Consider the following 19216-nt stretch of genomic DNA (forward strand, 5'->3'; position numbering starts at 1 on the left):
CCATGCCCGCATGGCCAATCACTGTGACAGCGGCATCCCATCATCGTGGCCCGCGCCCCACTCCACGCCGGCCTGCCCAAAACGAAGCGCCCGCGCGGCGCCTGATGGGCGGCTGCGCGGGCGCGTCTTCCAGCGTTGCGAAGTGGACCGGCACTGTGCCGGCGAATCCGTCAGACCACGACGTCTTGCGGCGCCATTTGCGTGCCGTACGAGGCCCAGTGACCGTCGGCGTCATCGGCCGCCACGGTCGGCTTGCATGAGCCTGCGGTTTCGTCGAGCCCTTGCAGCAACGGGCAACGTTCGAAGAGTTCCGCGATGAAGTCGACAAACACGCGAACCTTCGGCGATAGGTGTCGGTTATGCGGATACACGGCCGAAATCGGCATGGGAGGCGGCTTCCACTGGTGCAGAATCTCGACCAATTGGCCCGATTGCAGATACGGCAGCGCCATGAAGCGCGCGAGCTGCACCGTCCCGAACCCCGCGAGTCCCAGTTGCAGATACGCCTCGGCGTCGTTGACCGCGACCGCCCCCGGCATGGGAATCTCGACTTCCTTGCCGTCCACCAGGAACTGGTCCTCGACGACGCGCCCCGTTCGGCTCGAAAAGTAGTGCACCGCTGTGTGCCGTTGCAGGTCGTCGAGCGAATGCGGCATGCCCATGCGCTCGAGATAAGCCGGTGACGCGCACGTCAGGCTTTGGAACAGGCCCACGCGTCGCGCGACCAGGCTCGAATCCTGAAGCGTGCCAACGCGCAACACACAATCGACGCCCTCCTGGATCAGGTCGACCGGCTTGTCGCCCATGCCCACCATAAGTTCGACTTCCGGGTAGCGTTCGTGAAATTCGCACAGCGCCGGCAGCACCACCAGCTTGCCGAGCGAACCCGGCATGTCGATGCGCAGCTTGCCGCGCACGCGCTGGCTGCTCTCCCGGAACGACGATTCGGTCTCCTCGATATCCGCGAGGATGCGCAGGCATCGCTCGTAATACGCGGCCCCGTCAGGCGTCAGGTTGAGCCGCCGGGTCGTACGCTGCAACAGCCGGGTCCCCAGATGCGCCTCGAGGTTCTGAATAATCGTGGTCACCGAGGTGCGCGGCAAACCGAGATTGTCGGCCGCGCGTGAAAAGCTGTTTGCCTCGACGACTCGCGTGAATACCTGCATCGCTTGCAAGCGATCCATGACATTTCCCCATTCGAAAACGTGGTTGCATCAGCCAATCCGGCTTATTTCGCGCGCATCGCAAGTGCATAAGCAAATTGGTCGGCGGGAGAAGCCAATACCGGCAAGGCCGACATCGATTAGTCGATCTGACCGAATAGTGTTGCCAAATTATAGGCGTTTATCCCGATGTCCGTCGCCTCTAGACTTCGATCCATCGAATGTCATCAGAGGGGTATCGCGCTCGCGAGCCCAACGCCATATGTCAGCCACCCCCAAGTCGCCCTCGGGACGTCCGGGCCAAACGCACCGCACCGACGACGGACTGCGCATCGAAGAGGTGAGCATCGCCGGTCATGCCGGCCCGGTCACCCTGCGTCTGTATCGGCCGACCGGCCACGCCGGCGCCGACGCCGCGCGCGCCGGGGCGGCGGGCGTCGTGGTGCCGCTCGAAGCGCATTTGCCGGTGGTGCTGTACTTCCACGGCGGCGGCTTCTGCCACGGTTCGCTCAATGACGGCGACGCCGCGGCCCGCTATCTTGCCCTGCACATCCCCGCGCTGGTGGTCTCGGTGGGGTATTCGCTCGCCCCGGCACACCCGTTCCCCGCCGCGCCGGAAGATGCGTGGTGCGCCGCGCGCTGGCTGCACCGCAACGCCCGGCGCTACGGTGCCAGTCCGCGCCGTCTTGCCGTGGCCGGGCACGACGCCGGCGGCAACATCGCCGCAGCGTTGACGATGATGGCGCGCGATCGCGGTGAAATTGCCATCTCGGCACAGGTACTGCTCGCCCCCCTGCTCGACCCCAGCATGACGCGCCTGGCCGACGGGCGCACGCCAAGCGATATCGAAGCCAGCGAGTGCGCCCGCTGCTATCGGGCCTATTTGCCGCACGCAACGCAGCGTCTGCATCCGTATGCCGCGCCGCTCGAATCGCGCCGTCTCGCGGGCCTTCCGCCCACGCTGATCGCTTCTGCCGAACATGACCTGCTGCACGTCGAAGCCGAAAAATACGCGGCGGAGCTCATCGCCGCCGGCGTGCCGACACAGGTCACGCGCCATCGCAGCGCGTCCCATCACGGCCTGGCCGCCCTGCCCGCCGCACTGCGGGAAGTGGCCGCGTTCCTGACACGCCGGCTGGCGCCACCCGCCACCGGTGCCACCCAGTGAGTCCATCCGATTCCGGAGATTTTAAAAAAATGACCACCCTCGCTCGCAAACCCGTTCTTATTGCCGCCGCCGTTACGGTCGCGCTCGTGGCCCTGGGCACGCTCACGGTCGTGCGCGTCGACGCCAGCACGCCTCCCAGCGCGCAAGTCATGCCGACAGTGGAAGTCGACGTAGCCAACGTGATCTCACGCACCGTGACCGATTGGCAAAGCTATTCCGGCCGCCTCGACGCTGTGGATCGCGTCGACATCAAGCCGCTCGTGTCGGGCACCATCACCGCCGTGCATTTCCGGGACGGACAGCTCGTGAAAAAGGGCGATGCGCTCTTCACGATCGATCCGCGTCCGTACGCGGCCGAAGTCGACCGCACGGCGGCACAACTCGCGTCGGCGCAGGCGCGCGACGTCTTCACCAGCACCGACCTCGCCCGCGCGCAGCGGCTGATCGCGGATAACGCCATCGCGAAGAAGGACTTCGACCAGAAGGAAAACGCCGCGCGCGAGGCCGCCGCCAACGTGAAAGCGGCGCGCGCCGCGCTCGAAACCGCTCGCATCAACCTCGGCTATACGCAAATCGTGGCACCGATCGCAGGTCGCGTCTCGCGCGCAGAAATCACGGTGGGCAATACGGTATCGGCCGGCGCCCAATCGCCTGCGCTGACCACCGTGGTCTCCGTTTCGCCGATCTACGCGGCGTTCGACGTCGATGAGCAGACCTATCTGCGCTATCTCGCGCGCGATACCGCGAAGCCGAACGGCGTCCCCGTCGACCTGGGCCTGGCCAACGAGTCCGGCTATTCGCGCAAGGGCACCGTGTATTCGGTCGATAACCGTTTCGATACGACCTCGGGCACGATCCGCGTGCGTGCGCGCTTCGATAACGCCGACGGCGCGCTCTTGCCGGGCCTGTACGCCCGCATTCGCGTGGGCGGGGGCGAGCCTCACCCGGCACTGCTCGTCGACGAGGCAGCCATCGGCACCGACCAGAGCAAGAAGTTTGTGCTCGTCGTCGACCCGCAGAACAAGGTGCAGTATCGCGAAGTCCAGTTGGGCGAGCGCCACGGCGGCCTCATCGAGATCGCCGGTGGCTTGAAAGACGGCGAGCGCATCGTGGTCAACGGTCTGCAGCGCGTGCGTCCGGGCGATCCCGTCACGCCGAAAGCCGTGAAGATGGCCGGCGACACGGGCGACGGGCACGACATCGTCGCGCCGGCCATGGCCACCAACGCCACCGATACCGGCACCGCCAGCCGGCCCCCTCAGGCCCCTCCCAAGGACAGCGCGAGCGCCAAGCCGGGCACGACCCGATCGGTCGCCACGGCCACCACGGCGACGCGTTCGTGAAATGCGCCCAGGTACGCCTGCGCACGCACGAACCGCGTCCTGAACGACCCCCAAGAGTCTCGTCATGAACATCTCAAAATTTTTTATCGACCGGCCCATCTTCGCGGGGGTGCTCTCGGTCATCACGCTGCTGGCCGGCCTGATCGCCGTGTTCCAGTTGCCGATCTCGGAGTACCCGGAAGTGGTTCCGCCGTCGGTCGTGGTACATGCCCAATACCCCGGCGCCAACCCGAAGGTGATCGCCGAGACCGTTGCCGCGCCGCTCGAAGAGCAGATCAACGGCGTGGAGAACATGCTTTACATGCAGTCGCAGGCCAACAGCGACGGCAATCTCACCACGACCGTGACCTTCCGCCTGGGCACCGACCCGGACAAGGCCCAGCAGCTCGTGCAGAACCGTGTCTCGCAAGCGCTGCCGCGTCTGCCGGACGACGTTCAGCGTCTGGGTGTGACGACGATCAAGTCCTCGCCCACGCTCACGATGGTGGTGCACTTGCTCTCGCCGAACCAGCGCTACGATATGACCTATCTGCGCAACTACGCGCTCATCAACGTCAAGGATCGCCTCTCGCGCATCAAGGGCGTGGGGGAAGTGCAGTTGTGGGGCGCGGGCGATTACTCGATGCGGGTGTGGCTCGATCCGGCGAAGGTGGCCCAACGGGGCCTGACCGCCTCTGATGTGGTGAAGGCCATTCGCGAACAGAACGTACAGGTCGCGGCGGGTGTCATCGGCGCATCGCCGGCCGGTCCAGACACGCCGTTGCAGCTCAATGTCAACGCGCGTGGCCGGTTGAACACGGAAGACGAGTTCCGCGACATCATCCTGAAGACCTCGCCGGACGGTGCCGTCACGCACCTGGGCGACGTGGCCCGCGTGCAGCTCGACGCTTCGCAATACAGCCTGCGCTCGTTGCTCGACAACCAGCCGGCGGTGGCGTTGGCGATCAACCAGTCGCCGGGGGCGAACTCGCTGCAGATCTCCGATCAAGTACGCGAAGCGATGGCGGAGCTGCAAAAGGACATGCCTCCGGGCGTCGAATACCGCATCGTCTATGACCCGACGCAGTTCGTGCGTTCGTCGATCAAGGCCGTGGTGCACACGCTGCTCGAAGCCATCGCCCTCGTGGTGCTGGTGGTGATCGTGTTCCTGCAGACGTGGCGCGCGTCGATCATTCCGCTGCTCGCCGTGCCGGTATCGATTGTGGGGACGTTCGCCCTGCTGCTCGGCTTCGGCTATTCGATCAACGCGTTGTCGCTGTTCGGGATGGTGCTCGCCATCGGTATCGTCGTGGACGACGCCATCGTGGTGGTCGAGAACGTGGAGCGCAACATTGCGGCCGGGCTCTCGCCCAAGGAGGCGACGTATCAGGCCATGCGCGAAGTGAGCGGTCCGATTATCGCGATCGCGCTCACGCTGGTGGCCGTGTTCGTGCCGCTCGCTTTCATGTCGGGCCTCACGGGCCAGTTCTACAAGCAGTTCGCGATGACCATCGCCATCTCGACGGTGATCTCGGCCTTCAACTCGCTCACGCTGTCGCCGGCCATGGCCGCGCTGCTGCTCAAGGACCATCACGCCAAGCCCGACTGGCTTACGCGGCAGATGAACCGATACCTGGGGGGCTTCTTCAACGCGTTCAACCGCGTGTTCCATCGCGGCTCGGAGAAGTACGGTCAAGGTGTGACGCGCGTGATCGGGCGCAAGGCGATCATGATGGCGATCTTCGCCGTCCTGCTCGGCGCCACGATGCTGATGAGCAAGGTCGTGCCGAGCGGCTTCGTGCCGGCGCAGGACAAGGAGTATCTGGTCGCGTTCGCCCAGTTGCCGAACGGCGCGTCGCTCGATCGTACCGAAAAGGTGATTCGCGACATGACCGACGTTGCCTTGAAAACGCCGGGCGTGCAGAGCGCCGTGGCCTTCCCCGGGTTGTCGGTCAATGGATTTACCAACTCGTCGTCGGCCGGCATCGTGTTCGTCACGCTCAAGCCGTTCGCCGAGCGTCACGACAAGACGCTCTCGGCGGCAGCCATCGCCGGGCAGCTCAACGGCGCGTATTCGAAGATGAAGGACTCGTTCATCGCCGTCTTCCCGCCCCCTCCGGTGCTGGGTCTGGGAACGCTGGGCGGCTTCAAGCTGCAAATCGAAGATCGCGGTGCGCTCGGCTACGCCGCCTTGAACGACGCCACGCAGGCGTTCATCAAGAAGGCCTCGCAAACGAAGGAACTGGGCCCGACGTTCTCGTCGTATCAGATCAACGTGCCGCAGTTGAACGTGGATCTCGACCGCGTGAAAGCCAAGCAGTTGGGTGTGCCGATCACCGACGTGTTCGACACCATGCAGATCTACCTCGGCTCGCTGTACGTAAACGACTTCAACAAGTTCGGGCGCGTGTATCAGGTGCGTGTCCAGGCCGATGCGCCGTTCCGCGCCCATGCCGATGACATCGGACTGCTCAAGACGCGCAACAGCCATGGCGACATGGTGCCGCTCTCGTCACTGGTGAAAGTGTCGCCAACGTTCGGCCCGGAAATGGTGGTGCGTTACAACGGCTACACCGCCGCCGACGTGAACGGCGGCCCGGCCCCCGGGTATTCGTCGGGTCAGGCGCAGGCTGCCGTGGAGCGCATTGCGGCCGAGACGCTGCCGCGCGGGGTGAAGTTCGAATGGACGGACCTGACGTATCAGCAGATTCTCGCGGGCAACTCAGCGCTGTGGGTGTTCCCGATCTCGGTGCTGCTGGTGTTCCTGGTGCTCGCCGCACAGTACGAAAGCCTGACGCTGCCGCTCGCCGTCATCATGATCGTGCCGATGAGCATTCTGTCCGCGCTGTTCGGCGTGTGGCTGACCGGAGGAGATAACAACATCTTCACGCAGATCGGTCTGATGGTGCTGGTGGGGCTCTCCGCGAAGAACGCGATCCTGATCGTGGAGTTCGCACGAGAGCTGGAAATGCAAGGCCGCAGTCCCGTGGCCGCCGCGATCGAGGCAAGCCGCCTGCGTCTGCGACCGATTCTGATGACGTCGATCGCGTTCATCATGGGGGTGGTGCCGTTGGTGACATCGACCGGCGCCGGCTCGGAAATGCGTCACGCGATGGGGGTTGCCGTGTTCTTCGGCATGATCGGCGTGACCGGCTTCGGTCTGATGATGACGCCGGTGTTCTACGTGTTGCTGCGCACGCTGGCGGGCAAGAAGCCGCTGCACAGCGCTCACGCATCGACCATGCCCGCCAACGTCAAGGCCGAAGTCTGAAGGATGCCAATCATGCAATCGCAATGGATCAAACGAAGTCTGGGTATCTCGAGCCTGCTCGGGGCCCTGCTGGTGGTGGCGGGCTGCTCGATGGCCCCCACGTACGAAGTGCCGACGGTGACCGACAAGGGGACGCCGACGGCATTCAAGGAAGCGTCGCTCCCGGCGGGTGAAGCCGGGACGTGGAAGCCTGCCGAGCCTGCCGAAGCAATGGCGCGCGGCCAATGGTGGAAGGTATTTGGCGACGCCACGCTGAACACGCTCGAGGATGATGCGCTGGCGGCCAACCAGAACCTGAAGGCGGCCGCCGCCCGCGTGCAGGAAGCGCGAGGGGTGCAGCGTCAGGCCCGTGCGGCGCTGTTCCCGACGCTCGACGCCGGGTTCGGCCCCACGCGGCAGAAGCTCTCGCCCGCCTCGCAGATGCAGCCGGACGGCACGAACATCGCGCCTTACACCCTGTGGCGCGCACAAGCGAGCGTTGGCTATGAAGTCGATTTATTCGGACGCGTGTCGGATAACGTGGCCGCGGCCCGCGCGGACGCCGAGCAGAGCGAAGCGCTCTACCGTTCGGTGCAGCTTGCGCTGCAAGCCGATGTCGCGCAGAACTACTTCAGTCTGCGCGAACTCGACGCGGAACAGGCGCTCTACACGCAAACGGTGACGCTGCGCGAAGCAGCGCTCAAGCTGGTACAGCGACGCTTTGCCGAAGGCGATATCGACGAGCTGGACGTGGCGCGCGCCAAGGCCGAGCTGGCCACGGCGCAATCCGACGCGCTGGCGGTCGCGCGTCTGCGGGCAGCCTCGGAACACAGCCTCGCGATTCTGCTCGGCAAGGCGCCCGCGCAGTTCACGTTCGCGCCGTCGCCGCTCACGCCGGTCGCCGTGCACATCCCGGCGGGTCTGCCGTCTGCCTTGCTCGAACGGCGTCCGGATATCGCGGCGGCCGAACGTGCCATGGCAGCCGCCAATGCGCGCATCGGGGTGGCGAAAGCCGCGTTCTTCCCGTCGCTGTCACTGACTGGCGCGGGTGGCTTCGAAGCGGCCACGCTGGGCGACCTGTTCAACTGGTCGAGCCGTACCTTCCTGCTCGGACCGGTGGTGGGCGGACTGCTCTCGATGCCGATCTTCGATGGCGGCGCGCGCAGCGGTAATCTATCGCGGGCGCGGGCGCGCTACGAGGAAGACGTCGCGAACTATCGCCAGCAAGTCCTCGTCGCGTTCCAGGAAGTCGAGGACAACCTGTCCAACCTCCGCTTGCTTGCCGCGCAGACGCGGGCGCAGAACGAGGCGGTGACAGCGTCCAACCGTGCCGCACAACTCTCGCGCATGCAGTATCAGGAAGGCTCGATTGCCTATCTCGATGTCATCGATGCGGAACGTACGGTGCTCCAGGCGCGGCGCAGTGCGGTCCAACTCGCCGGCGCGAACGCGGTCTCGACCGTCAACCTGATCCGCGCCCTCGGCGGCGGCTGGGGTGACGCGCCAGTGGCCGATGCCCCAGCGACGTCGACAACACCGGGGGCGCCCAACGGGCCGGCCAACGGCCCGACGGCGGCGACTTCCGCTGCCAACGCCACGGTAGCCGCCCGATAGATTTCATCTGCGTCAAAGTTTCTTCCCTGCGTCCCTGCTTGCCCGGTGCCTGCCCTGCGTCAATCGACGTTCGGCATGCCCGGGCTTTTTTTACGGGCGCACACCGGATGAACGCACACGTCTCGCGTCTGCCCATCCGCCGGAAAGTGCCCCCGCTTCCCCTGCCGGCAAGGTTCACGCCTTTCGCGTCTCGTTTTCCTGATTTTGGTGCGCCGCTTCAGTGTCAACCGGTTCCTGTCCGAGATTTCGCTGCGGCGCAGCATTAAAATCTCGCGCTCATACTCTCCCAATCCATCGATATACGATATATCATGCACAAAATATCAACACGCCGCCCTAAACGGGTGCAGATGGTGGAGCGGGACGACATGGCAATGACACGACGCGACGTGAGGGATTGGCTGGCAGGTTTCCTGCCTGCCGTGGTGGCCGTTCACTGGCGCGAACGGCTTCGCGCGGGCTTTGGTGCGCTGTGCGGGATTGCACTGACCGGCGGCCTGATGCTGTGGATGCTCGGCCCCGCGACGTATATCCCCTGGCTCGTTGCGCCGATGGGCGCGTCCGCCGTGTTGCTCTTCGGGGTGCCGGCCAGTCCTCTGGCCCAGCCCTGGTCGATACTCGGCGGCAATCTGGTCGCCGCCATCGTCGGGGTGACGTGCGCAATATACATTCCGTCGCCGATCGCCGCGGCGGCCACGGCGGTCGGCGTGTCTATCGCGTTGATGTTTACGCTGCGCTGTGTGCACCCGCCGTCGGGTGCCGTGGCATTGACCGCCGTGCTCGGCGGCCCGGCTGTCCACGCCCTTGGATACGGTTTCGTCCTCGAGCCGATTGCCGTCCAGTCGGTGGTCCTGCTCAGCGCGGCCATCGGCTATCACGCGCTCACCGGCCATCGTTACCCGCACGCCATGCGTGCGCAGGCCACGGTGCGTCCGGTCAACGCGTCCGCCATACCGGTCACGACGGCCGACGCTGAGAAGGCGCTGGCTCGCCGCAGCGAACTGCTCGACATTTCCGCTGACGATCTCGCCAGCCTGCTCCGCGACACCCAGCGCGAGGCCTATGCGCGCCGCGCCCGCGAGTTGACCTGTGCCGATGTCATGACGCCGCCGCTGGCGAAGGTTCAGGCGCACGACGAAGCGCCGGCGGCGTGGCGTCTGTTGCAGCGCCACGGGCTGGAGGCCCTGCCGGTCGTCGACGGCGACGCCCGCGTCATTGGATTGATCACGCGCCACGACCTTCACACGCGCCGTGCGCGCCGTCAGCATTGGCCGCGCTTTGGCATGTCTATCGGCACGGGGCAGCGCCCGGCGGTTCGCGACGTCATGCAAGCGCAGCCACCGTCGGCGACGGCCGGCATGCCGCTCTCAGAGTTGGTGCCGCTGCTGATGACGCAACGTCACGGCACCTTGCCCGTGCTCGACGAAGCCGCCCGGCTCGTGGGCGTTGTCACGCACGCCGAAGTGCTTCGCAAGGTCATGGCCGCGTGAAACGCCAGGCGCCAGGTACTGAGCACTGAGCATCAAACGCCTGCGATGCGCATCAAGCAGCGCAGGCGTAGCTTCCTCCGCCCCACCTTGATCCGACGCCCGTCGTGGTGCTGGCGCCGCCGGACACCCCCTCCCTGCGTGCAATTGTCAGTCGTGAGCCGATCTGCAAGAATGGCGGCAGCGTGACGTACCGACGCCGCAGTGCTTCGTTTAACGAAGCGAAATTCGCTCAAGGGAGAGCATGGAACCGATCGCGTTCAAACAATGTTTCAAGGGGGCATGGCGCGACGGCTTCAACGCGTTGCGCCAACGGCCATGGCTATGCCTGGCGATTGCCGTCGTGTTCCTCGTGACGTCTGGACTTAGCGTTTCGCTCGATCAGCTCGCACGGACCGCATCGCAAGTCGGCGAACCCGCCCTCTACCGTCTGCGCATTGCGCTCATGTCGTTCGGCGTCTTTTTCGTGAATGTGGTCGCGTTCTCCGTGCTCGTCATCCATGTCTTTCGCTACACGATTCTCGGCCCCGACGCCGCACGGCAAGGCCGGTGGTATGGGCGCGATCTCTGGCGCTATCTCTGGACATCGACCCAGGTCTTCGTCGGCTTCGCTACGGTTTGGCTGATCGTCGGCGTCGGTGCGATGCTGGCGCTGCGGGCGACGGGACACGGCAATTCGTATGCCGGGCTTGCCACGTTTTGCGTGCTGTTGATTTGTACGGTGCTCTACGTGCTGACGCGCGTATCGCTGATCTTTGCGCAGATTGGCGCGGGACGCAGCAAGCGCTGGCGCGCCGCTTGGCAGGATTCGCGCGGGCACTTCTGGACGATGTTCGGCACAACGATAGGGACGGTGTTGCCGTTGATGATTGCGGGCATTGTCGCGACGGCCCTGTTCACCGCATTGCTGCGCGTCGCGCCGGCCGCCAAGTCGGTAGCGCTCGGCACGCTAGTGCTTCAAACGGTGATGTCGGTGGCATGGATCGCGGTCTCCACGGGGAGCGCCGCATGGCTGTACCGTCGCTTCGCCAATCAACTGCTGACGCTCGACGACGCACCGGACGACGTCTGAGGCGCGCACAGCGCGCCCCAGCCGCTGCCATCCATTGTCAGGCGGCGTTGGCGGTTGCCGCGCTGCCGTCGAGCGTGCCGAAGCGAGCGTACTCGCCAAGGCCGTCGGGCCATTGCGTGAGCACCTCGAAACCAGTCTCCGTCACGGCCACCATGTGCTCCCACTGGGCAGACAACGAACGGTCGCGCGTCACGACTGTCCAGCCATCCGCCAGTTGCTTCGTGTCCGGCTTGCCGGCATTGACCATCGGTTCGATGGTGAAGATCATCCCGGGGCGCAGCGTAAGCCCCGTACCCGGACGCCCGTAGTGCAGCACTTGGGGATCGTCGTGATAGGTCGTGCCGATGCCGTGCCCACAATAGTCGCGCACGATGCTGAAGCCTTCGCGATGCGCCACCGTCTGGATCGCGTAGCCGACGTCACCCAGCGTTGCACCCGGACGCACGGCCCGGATGCCTGCGAGCATCGCCTCGAAGGTCGTATCGACCAGACGCTTGGCAAGAATGCTCGGCTTGCCGGCGTAATACATGCGGCTCGTGTCGCCGAACCAGCCGTCCTTGATGAGGGCGACGTCGATGTTCACGATATCGCCGTCATGCAGCGTCTTTTCACCGGGAATGCCGTGACAGACGACGTGATTCACTGACGCACACACGGTCTTCGGATAGCCGTGATAGCCGATATTGGCGGGAATCGCCTTCAGTTCGTCCACGATGAAATCATGACAGAGGCGGTCGAGCGCATCGGTCGTGACGCCGGGCTTGACGTGCTCGGCAATCATCGCAAGCACCTGCGCGGCCATGTCGCCTGCGCGACGCGACAGCGCAATTTCTTCTTGGGATCGGATGACAACGCGTTCGCGCACCATTACGCCACCTTGTTGAATACGGTGACGGGGGCACCGGATGTTGGGGAAGCGGCGACCTCGACCTCACCGGTCTGGACGCCATCGGATTCGATGAGCTTGCGGCAGATGTCGCCGTAGCTCAGCGTGGGATTGAGTTCGGCGAGCATGCCGACGCGCAGCCAGTGCTCGGCTTGCGCGTTGATCGAGCGGCTGAGCGCGCCGCTGGTGTTTCGCAACGCCGCGTGCATTTGCTCCGATATCTTGACGATACCCATGTTGGGGACCTTTATATACGAAATGGCTATGAAACGTATATTACCAGACCTGTGCCCGGTTGTCGCCCGCGGCCGCAAGTGGCGATACATGAATCGCGCGGTGGCAACGAGAATCTGACACGTAACTGTCCCCTTCCCCTAGGGGATTCAAAGCGACGTTACCTGTTGGCATTGCGCCCGCCAGGCACCAATGGCGCGATGAAGTCCTGCGCCACCTGCAGATTGATTAGCGCAAGCGCTTTGAACTCGCGAGAAATCAACGGGGAATCGCTTTGCGCAACACTTGCCCAAAATGCGTTGGCTGCCTCGATCGCCCTGCCCCACACGAACGGCCTTGCGCCGATAGTGCCGACTTTCGGGGTGATCGGCAAAAGATCGGGATCCACGCCTCCCCCCAATGACGCATAACGCATTGGCAGAATGTCATACGCCGGCGCCACGCGATCGAACCTCCCGCGCTCGTCCAAAAGCACTGAAATATTCTCGAAGTGCCTATCTCCGTTCCCGATAAGTTCGCTGAACGCTGCCATGACGTGAATCGTCGATGCATCGTTCTCGGAGAGGTATCGCGCCTGCTCGCAGCGCGCCGCAAATTCCGACCATGTGTCGCGCTTCCCGAAATACTCGTCGTCGACGGCCCCTGCGGACAGCATCCCGATACGACCATGGCGCCCCACACGATCAAAGCGCCGCACCTCCAGAAAAACATAATCATCCGAAGCGATGATCGTCGACTCCGCGGCCGGCACCGAGGCGACGCGAAGCGATTGCGACGCCAGTTGCTCCAACGAAAGGAGGTCGGCCATGCGACTCCCCCGCCTGGCAAACTTAACGATCACATGCCCTGCGTCTTCGGTGAGTGCGAGAAACTTTGGCTGTTCTCCGCCAGCACTCGACCCAAACGCGGCGTCTTTGAGCTGGTTGGCCATGCCGTCGTACTGCTCTGTTTTTTGCTCGGACGGGATTGGCAGAAGCTGACGAAACTCCATCTCCTTCTGCAAGGACGTGTCCCCGTACACCAGATTCCCGGGCAGGTTCAGTCCTCGCGTAAAAAGGTAGGCGATGCGATGTTCGTCGCGCCAGTCTCTAAGGCTCTCTGGAAAGTGCATTTCCAGCGCCGCCGTCCGAGCGACTTCTCTACCGAGAAATCCCGAGGGGGAAACAAACGCCATGTATGGCGGCAAACCGTCGTACAGCGTGTTTGCGTGACCGGAGACTTCCAGGGTGGTGCCACCACTGAAGAACTCGACGCCAGCAAACGGCTCGATCGCCCCGTCGGTCAACACGCGATATACCGTTTGTCGCGGATTGAGCCCCCCTGGAAGCTGCCTTAACAGGCCATACTTTGGCGTTCTTTCACCGGAAACCCTGAAGCTCGTGAATACTTCGGAGGCTCCCCGAATCGTTCGCGATAGCGTCGGTTGGCTGATGGACAACGCCGACATGATGTCTTGCGCCGTCCGTGGCTCATGCCGCAGCAGACGACACATCTCGTCCACACGAAGCAGCTCATCAGCCATATGCCCCCCATTTCGCGGCAAATTAAATAATTCATGAATAGTTCAAGAATAGCACAAACGCAGATTTCCGATGCTTGGCAGGGTATCCGGGGCGTCACTTGGCGGTGCTGGCTGGACTTCCCCCAGCAAGACCCGGGCAGCCCTCAAATGCCGCGCGGAAGCAGCGTTGTTGCGACGCGAGGGGCGTCGAACGCGAACCACCTCGGGATTTGACGGGACCTAAACACTTGAGCGAATGGAGCCCTCTTAAATGCCTGGGAGATTCTGATGACGACCTTCCGGGTTTGGCCAAGCGCTGTCATTCCCCACTATTTCGCTCGCTAAGCAAAGCGCAAGCGGATCAGAAAATCGACGCCCTGCACGTCCGGTCGGCTATCATGCCAGTCCTCCCTGAAGTAGCCCCTTATGATTTCCGTCCGTAATCTCACGCTGCGCCGCGGCGCCAATGTCGTACTCGACCGCGCGTCCGTCACCTTCGCCCCCGGCGAAAAAATTGGCCTCGTTGGCCGCAATGGTGCCGGCAAGTCCTCCTTCTTCGGTCTTCTCAACGGCACGCTGCATGAAGACAGCGGGGAGTTCTCGATTCCCACTACGTGGAAGATGGGCCAGGTCGCGCAGGAGATGCCGGAGACCGAGCAGGGCGCGACCGACTTCGTTGTCGAGGGTGACACCGTGCTGCTGGCCGCGCAGGCAGAAGTGGCCGCCGCCGAGGCCAGCGACGACGGCATGCGCATGGCGCACGCCTACATGAGCCTGCACGACGCCGGGGCGCACGATGCCTCCGCACGTGCCCAAGCGCTGATCCTGGGTCTGGGTTTCAGTGCGGCGCAGCTTAGCCAGCCGGTCAGCAGTTTCTCCGGCGGCTGGCGCATGCGACTGCAGTTGGCGCGCGCGCTCATGTGCCCATCCGACCTTCTGCTGCTCGACGAGCCGACCAATCACCTCGACCTCGACGCGCTGGTCTGGCTGGAAGCGTGGCTCAAGCGCTATCAGGGAACCCTTGTCGTGATCAGCCACGACCGCGAATTCCTCGATGCAGTGACGCAGGTGACGGTGCACGTCGACAACGCCAAGCTGGTGCGTTATGGCGGCAACTACAGCAAGTTCGAAGACATGCGCGCTGAGCAGCTCGTGTTGCAGCAGGCCGCGATGGCCAAGCAGGTGGAGAAGATGGCCCACCTACAGAAATTCATCGACCGTTTCAAGGCTCAGGCCTCGAAGGCGAAACAGGCGCAGAGCCGGGTCAAGGCGCTCGAACGGATGGAGAAGATCGCACCGGTGCTTGCCGATGCCGAGTTCAACTTCGAGTTCAAGGAACCTCTCAACGTCCCGAACCCGCTGTTGTCGATGCTGGACGCAAGCTTTGGCTACCCCGCGCCGACCGGCGCGCTGCCGGGCACGCCGCCCACGGTCATCGTGCGGGGCATCAACCGTTCGGTGCTGGCGGGGCAGCGCATCGGGATTCTTGGCGCCAATGGCCAAGGCAAGTCCACATTGGTGAAGACGGTGGCGCACGCGCTGGCGCCGATTGACGGAGAGATCAGCGAAGGCAAGGGCCTGAACATCGGCTACTTCGCACAGCAGGAACTCGACGTGCTGCGTCCGCTCGACACGCCGATGGAACACATGATTCGCCTTGCCAGGGACACACCGACGCACATGCGCGCCCCGGGCCAGAGTGGCACAGAACAATCGCTTCGGACCTTCCTCGGCACCTTCAACTTCAGTGGTGACATGGTCCATCAGGTGGTCAGCACGATGAGCGGCGGTGAAAAAGCGCGGCTTGTGTTGTGCATGATCGTGTGGCAGCGCCCCAACCTGCTGCTGCTGGACGAGCCGACCAACCACCTCGACTTGGCCACACGCGAAGCGCTCGCCGTGGCGCTCAACGAATTCGAGGGTACGGTGATGCTGGTCAGTCACGACCGGGCGCTCCTGCGCGCCGTGTGTGATGAGTTCTGGCTGGTCACCAAGGGCGGCGTCGAGCCCTTCGACGGCGATCTGGACGATTACCAGCAGTTCCTGCGCGACGAAGCTCGTCGCATGCGCGAGCAGGCTGCCGCGGAGCAGCCGGTCATCGCCTGAGCTCCCCGAGGTGGGCGGTGGACGTGGCAGGGGCGGCGAAGCGGGCACCAGACCCGCTACCATTTGCTCGCCAGTAACCTCAGCGGCGTTGGCACTTTCTAAGCTTCTGGTCTTGCATCGGGATTTAAGCGCGCAGAGTTCGGCAACTTTGGCGATTCGAAATCGCTTGGGGCTGGGCTTTGGGAAATGAGAATCGACTTTGGTCCGGGATACCGCGTGTATTACGGGCAAGCGGGTGAGATCACTTACCTGCTTTTGTGCGGAGGGAATAAGTCGACTCAGCCAGGCGATATCGCGCGGGCCAGGGCACTGTGGGAAACCACCACGAAGGAGTGATCGAAATGAGTAAAGCCGACATCACACGCTTTGATGCTTCCGAGTATTTGGACAGCGACGAAATGATCGCCGAATACCTCAACGCCGCGCTCGAAGAAAATGACCCGGCGATCTTTCTGTCCGCGATTGCAGACGTTGCCAAAGCGAAAGGCATGACGCAAGTCGCAACCGCGGCAGGGCTCGGCAGAGAGAGTCTCTACAAGGCACTCGCCCCAAACGCACAGCCGCGTTTCTCCACGATACTGCGCGTCATGCATGCGCTGGGCATCAAGCTGTCGACGATGCCAGATCGAGCTATTCACGCCTGATACGAGCGAGGACTCCCAGCCCCCGCTCCGCCTTATTCAGCGAGCGTTTGCGAGATTTTCCGGGAAGAAGTGAGACCTACGTAACCGATGCCAAAACGGGGAGTTGGTGCGAGGAAGGGGACTCGAACCCCTACACCCTTGCGGGCGTCAGGACCTAAACCTGGTGCGTCTACCAATTTCGCCATCCTCGCAGCCCGTGGGCGTCGGTCGCCCTGGTCAGGCACGACACCCCAGCATCGGGTCGACGGCATGCGTCCTGTCGGACATGAAAAAGGGCGACTCGTCGCCGCCCCGCTCGCATGCGTCAAAGCAGGCGAGAATTCTACACGAAGTGATATTCACCGGCAATCTCATGCCGCATCAACGCCGCCCCGCCCTTTCCGCGCCAACGCCACCGGCACCGCCAACCCCTCAATGCTAGAATTCGCCCCAATTCATGGCATCTGTCCCACGGGCGCGCCCGCGCACCGGCACCCGGGCACCTGACCCAACCGATACCCCATTCGCATGCAACCCCACGAGACCGCCGACGATACTTCCGGCACCCCCGCCAGCCCCGCTCAGGCCAACGCATATTGCCGCCAGAAAGCCGGCCCTCCCGGCTCCGCCCTCTATTACGCACTACTCCAGCTACCGCCGTCCCAGCGCGACGCCGCTTACGCCGCCCACGCGTTCTGTCAGGAAATCGCCGATATCCACGCCGCCGTGCATGACCCCGGCGTCGCCCACGCAAAGCTCGACTGGTGGCGCCAGGAACTCGCGCGGCTCTTCTCCGGTTCGCCGGCGCACCCCGTCTCCCGCGCGCTTGCCCCCGTCGTCCAACAGCGCGGCCTCGCCCACGCCACGTTCGACGCCGTCCTGCATGGCGCGGAGATGGATCTCGCCCAGATGCGCTATCTCGACTTCGCAGGCCTCTCCCACTATTGCGACGCCGCCGGCGGTGCCCCCGCTGTGCTCGCGGCCCATGTCTATGGCTTCGACGACCCGCAAACGCCCGCCAGCGCCCACGCGCTCGGCCACGCGATCACGCTCGGTCGACGTATCACCGACGCCGGCGTCGATGCCCGTGCCGGTTATGTCTACTTCCCCATCAACGAGCTGCAGCAATTCGGTGTGACCGCCGCCGATCTCCAGAACGGCAAGTACTCCCCCGCGTTCGTCGAACTCATGAAGTTTCAGCACGCGCGCGCGCGCGTTGCCATCAGCGAGGCGGCAGCGGCCATGCCCGCACGGGATCGTCGCCAGCAAAGGCCGCTCCTCGCCCTCGCCGCGCTGCAATTGGCTCTGATGGACGAAGTCGCCGCCAGCGACTACCAAGTGCTGCATCAACGCATCGATCTCACCCCGCTGCGCAAATTCTGGCGTGCCTGGCGCGCACGCTGACGCACGCCGGCGGATATCCCTCCCCGGCTCACAACGTCGCGTCGCCCCCCGGCAGCGGCACAGCGATACAGCGATATAGCGACAAAACGAATCAGTCACATAGCCACGCAGCCACTCAAGTCCGCCAACCTCTGCGCATCATGCCCGCAACACGTCCAGCGGCTTGAACGGGCCACCCAGCACCGGCTGCGGGTCAAGCCCCCACCAGCGCTGCAGCACCGTCGCATATACCTCGCGGAAATCGACGGCGAACGGCAGGTTGCCGTTGCCGTCGAGCCGGTCCAAACGCGGCACGTCGCCGTACAGCCCCCCTCGCACGCGACCGCCTGCGATGAAGTGCGGCGCCACCGTGCCGTGATCCGTCCCCTGACTCTGGTTCTGTCGCGCGCGCCGACCAAATTCCGCATACGTGACAATCATCGTCGACTCCCAGCGGTTCAGCTCGATCAACCCGGCCCGCAACGCCATCATCCCCTGCGCCAACTGACGCAACAGATTCGCCTGTTGTCCCGGCTGATTCTGATGAGTATCAAACCCGGTAAGCGTCAAACGCACCACCGCTACCCCACGCCCCGCCTGCGGCACGCCCGCCGACGAATCGGCCGCCGCGACCACCTGCAGCGCCGTTTTCACCCCATTGCCGAACGCCCCCGCCGGCATCGGCGTGCGCAACACATACTGGCCCTGGCGCGGACGCAACCCGTTCGCCGCCCTGACAATATCGTTCTCCACCCGCAATACATGCGCCAGCGCAGGATTGCTCACCTGTGCCGCATTCGCCGACACAAGATTGGACTCCCGCAGGAATTGCGCCGGATTGGTCAGCGTCACCGCACTCGCGCCGCCGCCCAACGGCCCTAGCTCGGCGCTGCCCACGATCACGCCATCGGCATCGAATCCTGCGGGCACTGCCCGTTGCGCGAAGGCACGTGACAACCAGCCGTCGCGCAAATACTCGTCCGAACGCGACGCCGTATTCCATATCTCGATTGACCGGAAATGCGACAGGTTCGGCTGCGGATACCCCACCCCCTGCACGATCGCCAACTCGTTCGCCCGCCACATCGGCAACAACACCCCCATCGCCGGATGCAAACCGCTTCGCTCATCAAGTTGCACGACGTGATCGCGTGCAATCCCGATGCTGGGGCGCAAAGCGGCATAAAGCGGATCGGCATATGGAACGACCGTGTTCAACCCGTCGTTTCCGCCTTTGAGTTCGACAAGGATCAGCAGATTGCCGTAGTTACCGCCGGTGCCCGTCCGTGTCCCGGACAAGTTAGGTGCAGCGCCCAACACGGGCATCGGCGCCAGCCACGCCGCACCAAGCCCCCCTGCAAAAGTCAGAAAATTGCGTCGACGCATCTCACACCTCTCTCGGCCCAC

Annotated in this window: 14 protein-coding genes, 1 tRNA gene and 1 pseudogene; 10 read left to right on the plus strand and 6 right to left on the minus strand. The window is 64.1% G+C overall.

Annotated elements, in window-relative coordinates:
* Positions 1–170: 170 nt before the first annotated feature.
* The gene (locus tag OYT13_RS13290; RefSeq protein WP_017234178.1) at positions 171–1184 is read right to left on the minus strand and encodes a LysR family transcriptional regulator; all 1014 of its coding nucleotides are present in this window, start codon (positions 1182–1184) and stop codon (positions 171–173) included.
* Positions 1185–1425: 241 nt separating this feature from the next.
* Here OYT13_RS13290 and OYT13_RS13295 point away from each other — a divergent pair, with 241 nt between their 5' ends.
* From OYT13_RS13295 to OYT13_RS13320, 6 genes are all read left to right on the plus strand, one after another.
* A complete protein-coding gene (locus OYT13_RS13295; protein ID WP_261938466.1) occupies positions 1426–2331 on the plus strand; it encodes an alpha/beta hydrolase in 906 nt (301 codons plus the stop codon).
* 29 nt (positions 2332–2360) lie between these two features.
* Positions 2361–3674, plus strand: a complete 1314-nt coding sequence (locus OYT13_RS13300; protein ID WP_017234098.1) for an efflux RND transporter periplasmic adaptor subunit — start codon at positions 2361–2363, stop codon at positions 3672–3674.
* 64 nt (positions 3675–3738) lie between these two features.
* Positions 3739–6924 (plus strand): efflux RND transporter permease subunit, encoded by a 3186-nt coding sequence (locus OYT13_RS13305; protein ID WP_017234097.1) that lies wholly within the window; start codon positions 3739–3741, stop codon positions 6922–6924.
* Positions 6925–6936: 12 nt separating this feature from the next.
* Positions 6937–8517 carry an efflux transporter outer membrane subunit gene (locus OYT13_RS13310; protein WP_261938465.1) on the plus strand — a complete coding sequence of 527 codons (1581 nt, stop codon included), beginning with the start codon at positions 6937–6939 and terminating at the stop codon, positions 8515–8517.
* Between the two features lie 374 nt (positions 8518–8891).
* The gene (locus OYT13_RS13315) at positions 8892–10007 is read left to right on the plus strand and encodes an HPP family protein (protein ID WP_026131977.1); all 1116 of its coding nucleotides are present in this window, start codon (positions 8892–8894) and stop codon (positions 10005–10007) included.
* Positions 10008–10248: 241 nt separating this feature from the next.
* Entirely contained in the window at positions 10249–11076 is an 828-nt protein-coding gene (locus OYT13_RS13320; RefSeq protein WP_268566365.1) for a hypothetical protein, read from the plus strand.
* A gap of 37 nt (positions 11077–11113) precedes the next feature.
* Here the strand turns inward: OYT13_RS13320 and map are convergent, their stop codons facing one another.
* The 3 genes from map to OYT13_RS13335 all read right to left on the minus strand — a co-directional run bounded on the left by map (position 11114) and on the right by OYT13_RS13335 (position 13718).
* Positions 11114–11944: a type I methionyl aminopeptidase gene (gene map, locus OYT13_RS13325; RefSeq protein ID WP_017234093.1), complete on the minus strand. Its 831-nt coding sequence runs from the start codon at positions 11942–11944 to the stop codon at positions 11114–11116.
* Entirely contained in the window at positions 11944–12198 is a 255-nt protein-coding gene (locus OYT13_RS13330; protein WP_026131976.1) for a ParD-like family protein, read from the minus strand. Before OYT13_RS13330 ends, map begins: the two co-directional genes overlap by 1 nt.
* A gap of 158 nt (positions 12199–12356) precedes the next feature.
* Positions 12357–13718 (minus strand): HipA domain-containing protein, encoded by a 1362-nt coding sequence (locus tag OYT13_RS13335; protein WP_268566366.1) that lies wholly within the window; start codon positions 13716–13718, stop codon positions 12357–12359.
* Positions 13719–14123: 405 nt separating this feature from the next.
* Here OYT13_RS13335 and OYT13_RS13340 point away from each other — a divergent pair, with 405 nt between their 5' ends.
* From OYT13_RS13340 to OYT13_RS13350, 3 genes and pseudogenes are all read left to right on the plus strand, one after another.
* The gene (locus tag OYT13_RS13340; RefSeq protein WP_017234090.1) at positions 14124–15803 is read left to right on the plus strand and encodes an ABC-F family ATP-binding cassette domain-containing protein; all 1680 of its coding nucleotides are present in this window, start codon (positions 14124–14126) and stop codon (positions 15801–15803) included.
* A 183-nt stretch (positions 15804–15986) separates the two neighbouring features.
* A pseudogene (locus OYT13_RS13345) lies at positions 15987–16139 on the plus strand (type II toxin-antitoxin system RelE/ParE family toxin); the annotation flags it as partial.
* A gap of 5 nt (positions 16140–16144) precedes the next feature.
* A complete protein-coding gene (locus OYT13_RS13350) occupies positions 16145–16447 on the plus strand; it encodes an addiction module antidote protein (protein ID WP_150562912.1) in 303 nt (100 codons plus the stop codon).
* Positions 16448–16551: 104 nt separating this feature from the next.
* Here OYT13_RS13350 and OYT13_RS13355 read toward each other — a convergent pair.
* Positions 16552–16638, minus strand: a tRNA-Leu gene (locus OYT13_RS13355).
* 316 nt (positions 16639–16954) lie between these two features.
* Here OYT13_RS13355 and OYT13_RS13360 point away from each other — a divergent pair.
* Entirely contained in the window at positions 16955–17830 is an 876-nt protein-coding gene (locus tag OYT13_RS13360) for a squalene/phytoene synthase family protein (RefSeq protein WP_268566367.1), read from the plus strand.
* Between the two features lie 138 nt (positions 17831–17968).
* Here OYT13_RS13360 and OYT13_RS13365 read toward each other — a convergent pair whose 3' ends face one another.
* On the minus strand, positions 17969–19195 hold the full coding sequence (locus tag OYT13_RS13365; RefSeq protein WP_268566368.1) for a DUF1501 domain-containing protein: 1227 nt from the start codon (positions 19193–19195) through the stop codon (positions 17969–17971).
* Positions 19196–19216 lie beyond the last annotated feature (21 nt).

Source organism: Pandoraea sp. XJJ-1 (assembly GCF_026802345.1).
Taxonomy (GTDB): Bacteria; Pseudomonadota; Gammaproteobacteria; order Burkholderiales; family Burkholderiaceae; genus Pandoraea; species Pandoraea cepalis.

Excerpts from the sequence above, each read along its gene's own strand:
- OYT13_RS13300 (WP_017234098.1), top strand. The coding sequence starts at position 2,361 with ATGACCACCCTCGCTCGCAAACCCGTTCTTATTGCCGCCGCCGTTACG.
- OYT13_RS13310 (WP_261938465.1), top strand. The coding sequence starts at position 6,937 with ATGCAATCGCAATGGATCAAACGAAGTCTGGGTATCTCGAGCCTGCTC.
- map (WP_017234093.1), bottom strand. The coding sequence starts at position 11,944 with ATGGTGCGCGAACGCGTTGTCATCCGATCCCAAGAAGAAATTGCGCTG.
- OYT13_RS13340 (WP_017234090.1), top strand. The coding sequence starts at position 14,124 with ATGATTTCCGTCCGTAATCTCACGCTGCGCCGCGGCGCCAATGTCGTA.
- OYT13_RS13330 (WP_026131976.1), bottom strand. The coding sequence starts at position 12,198 with ATGGGTATCGTCAAGATATCGGAGCAAATGCACGCGGCGTTGCGAAAC.
- OYT13_RS13350 (WP_150562912.1), top strand. The coding sequence starts at position 16,145 with ATGAGTAAAGCCGACATCACACGCTTTGATGCTTCCGAGTATTTGGAC.
- OYT13_RS13320 (WP_268566365.1), top strand. The coding sequence starts at position 10,249 with ATGGAACCGATCGCGTTCAAACAATGTTTCAAGGGGGCATGGCGCGAC.
- OYT13_RS13335 (WP_268566366.1), bottom strand. The coding sequence starts at position 13,718 with ATGGCTGATGAGCTGCTTCGTGTGGACGAGATGTGTCGTCTGCTGCGG.
- OYT13_RS13295 (WP_261938466.1), top strand. The coding sequence starts at position 1,426 with ATGTCAGCCACCCCCAAGTCGCCCTCGGGACGTCCGGGCCAAACGCAC.
- OYT13_RS13290 (WP_017234178.1), bottom strand. The coding sequence starts at position 1,184 with ATGGATCGCTTGCAAGCGATGCAGGTATTCACGCGAGTCGTCGAGGCA.
- OYT13_RS13305 (WP_017234097.1), top strand. The coding sequence starts at position 3,739 with ATGAACATCTCAAAATTTTTTATCGACCGGCCCATCTTCGCGGGGGTG.
- OYT13_RS13360 (WP_268566367.1), top strand. The coding sequence starts at position 16,955 with ATGCAACCCCACGAGACCGCCGACGATACTTCCGGCACCCCCGCCAGC.
- OYT13_RS13365 (WP_268566368.1), bottom strand. The coding sequence starts at position 19,195 with ATGCGTCGACGCAATTTTCTGACTTTTGCAGGGGGGCTTGGTGCGGCG.
- OYT13_RS13315 (WP_026131977.1), top strand. The coding sequence starts at position 8,892 with ATGACACGACGCGACGTGAGGGATTGGCTGGCAGGTTTCCTGCCTGCC.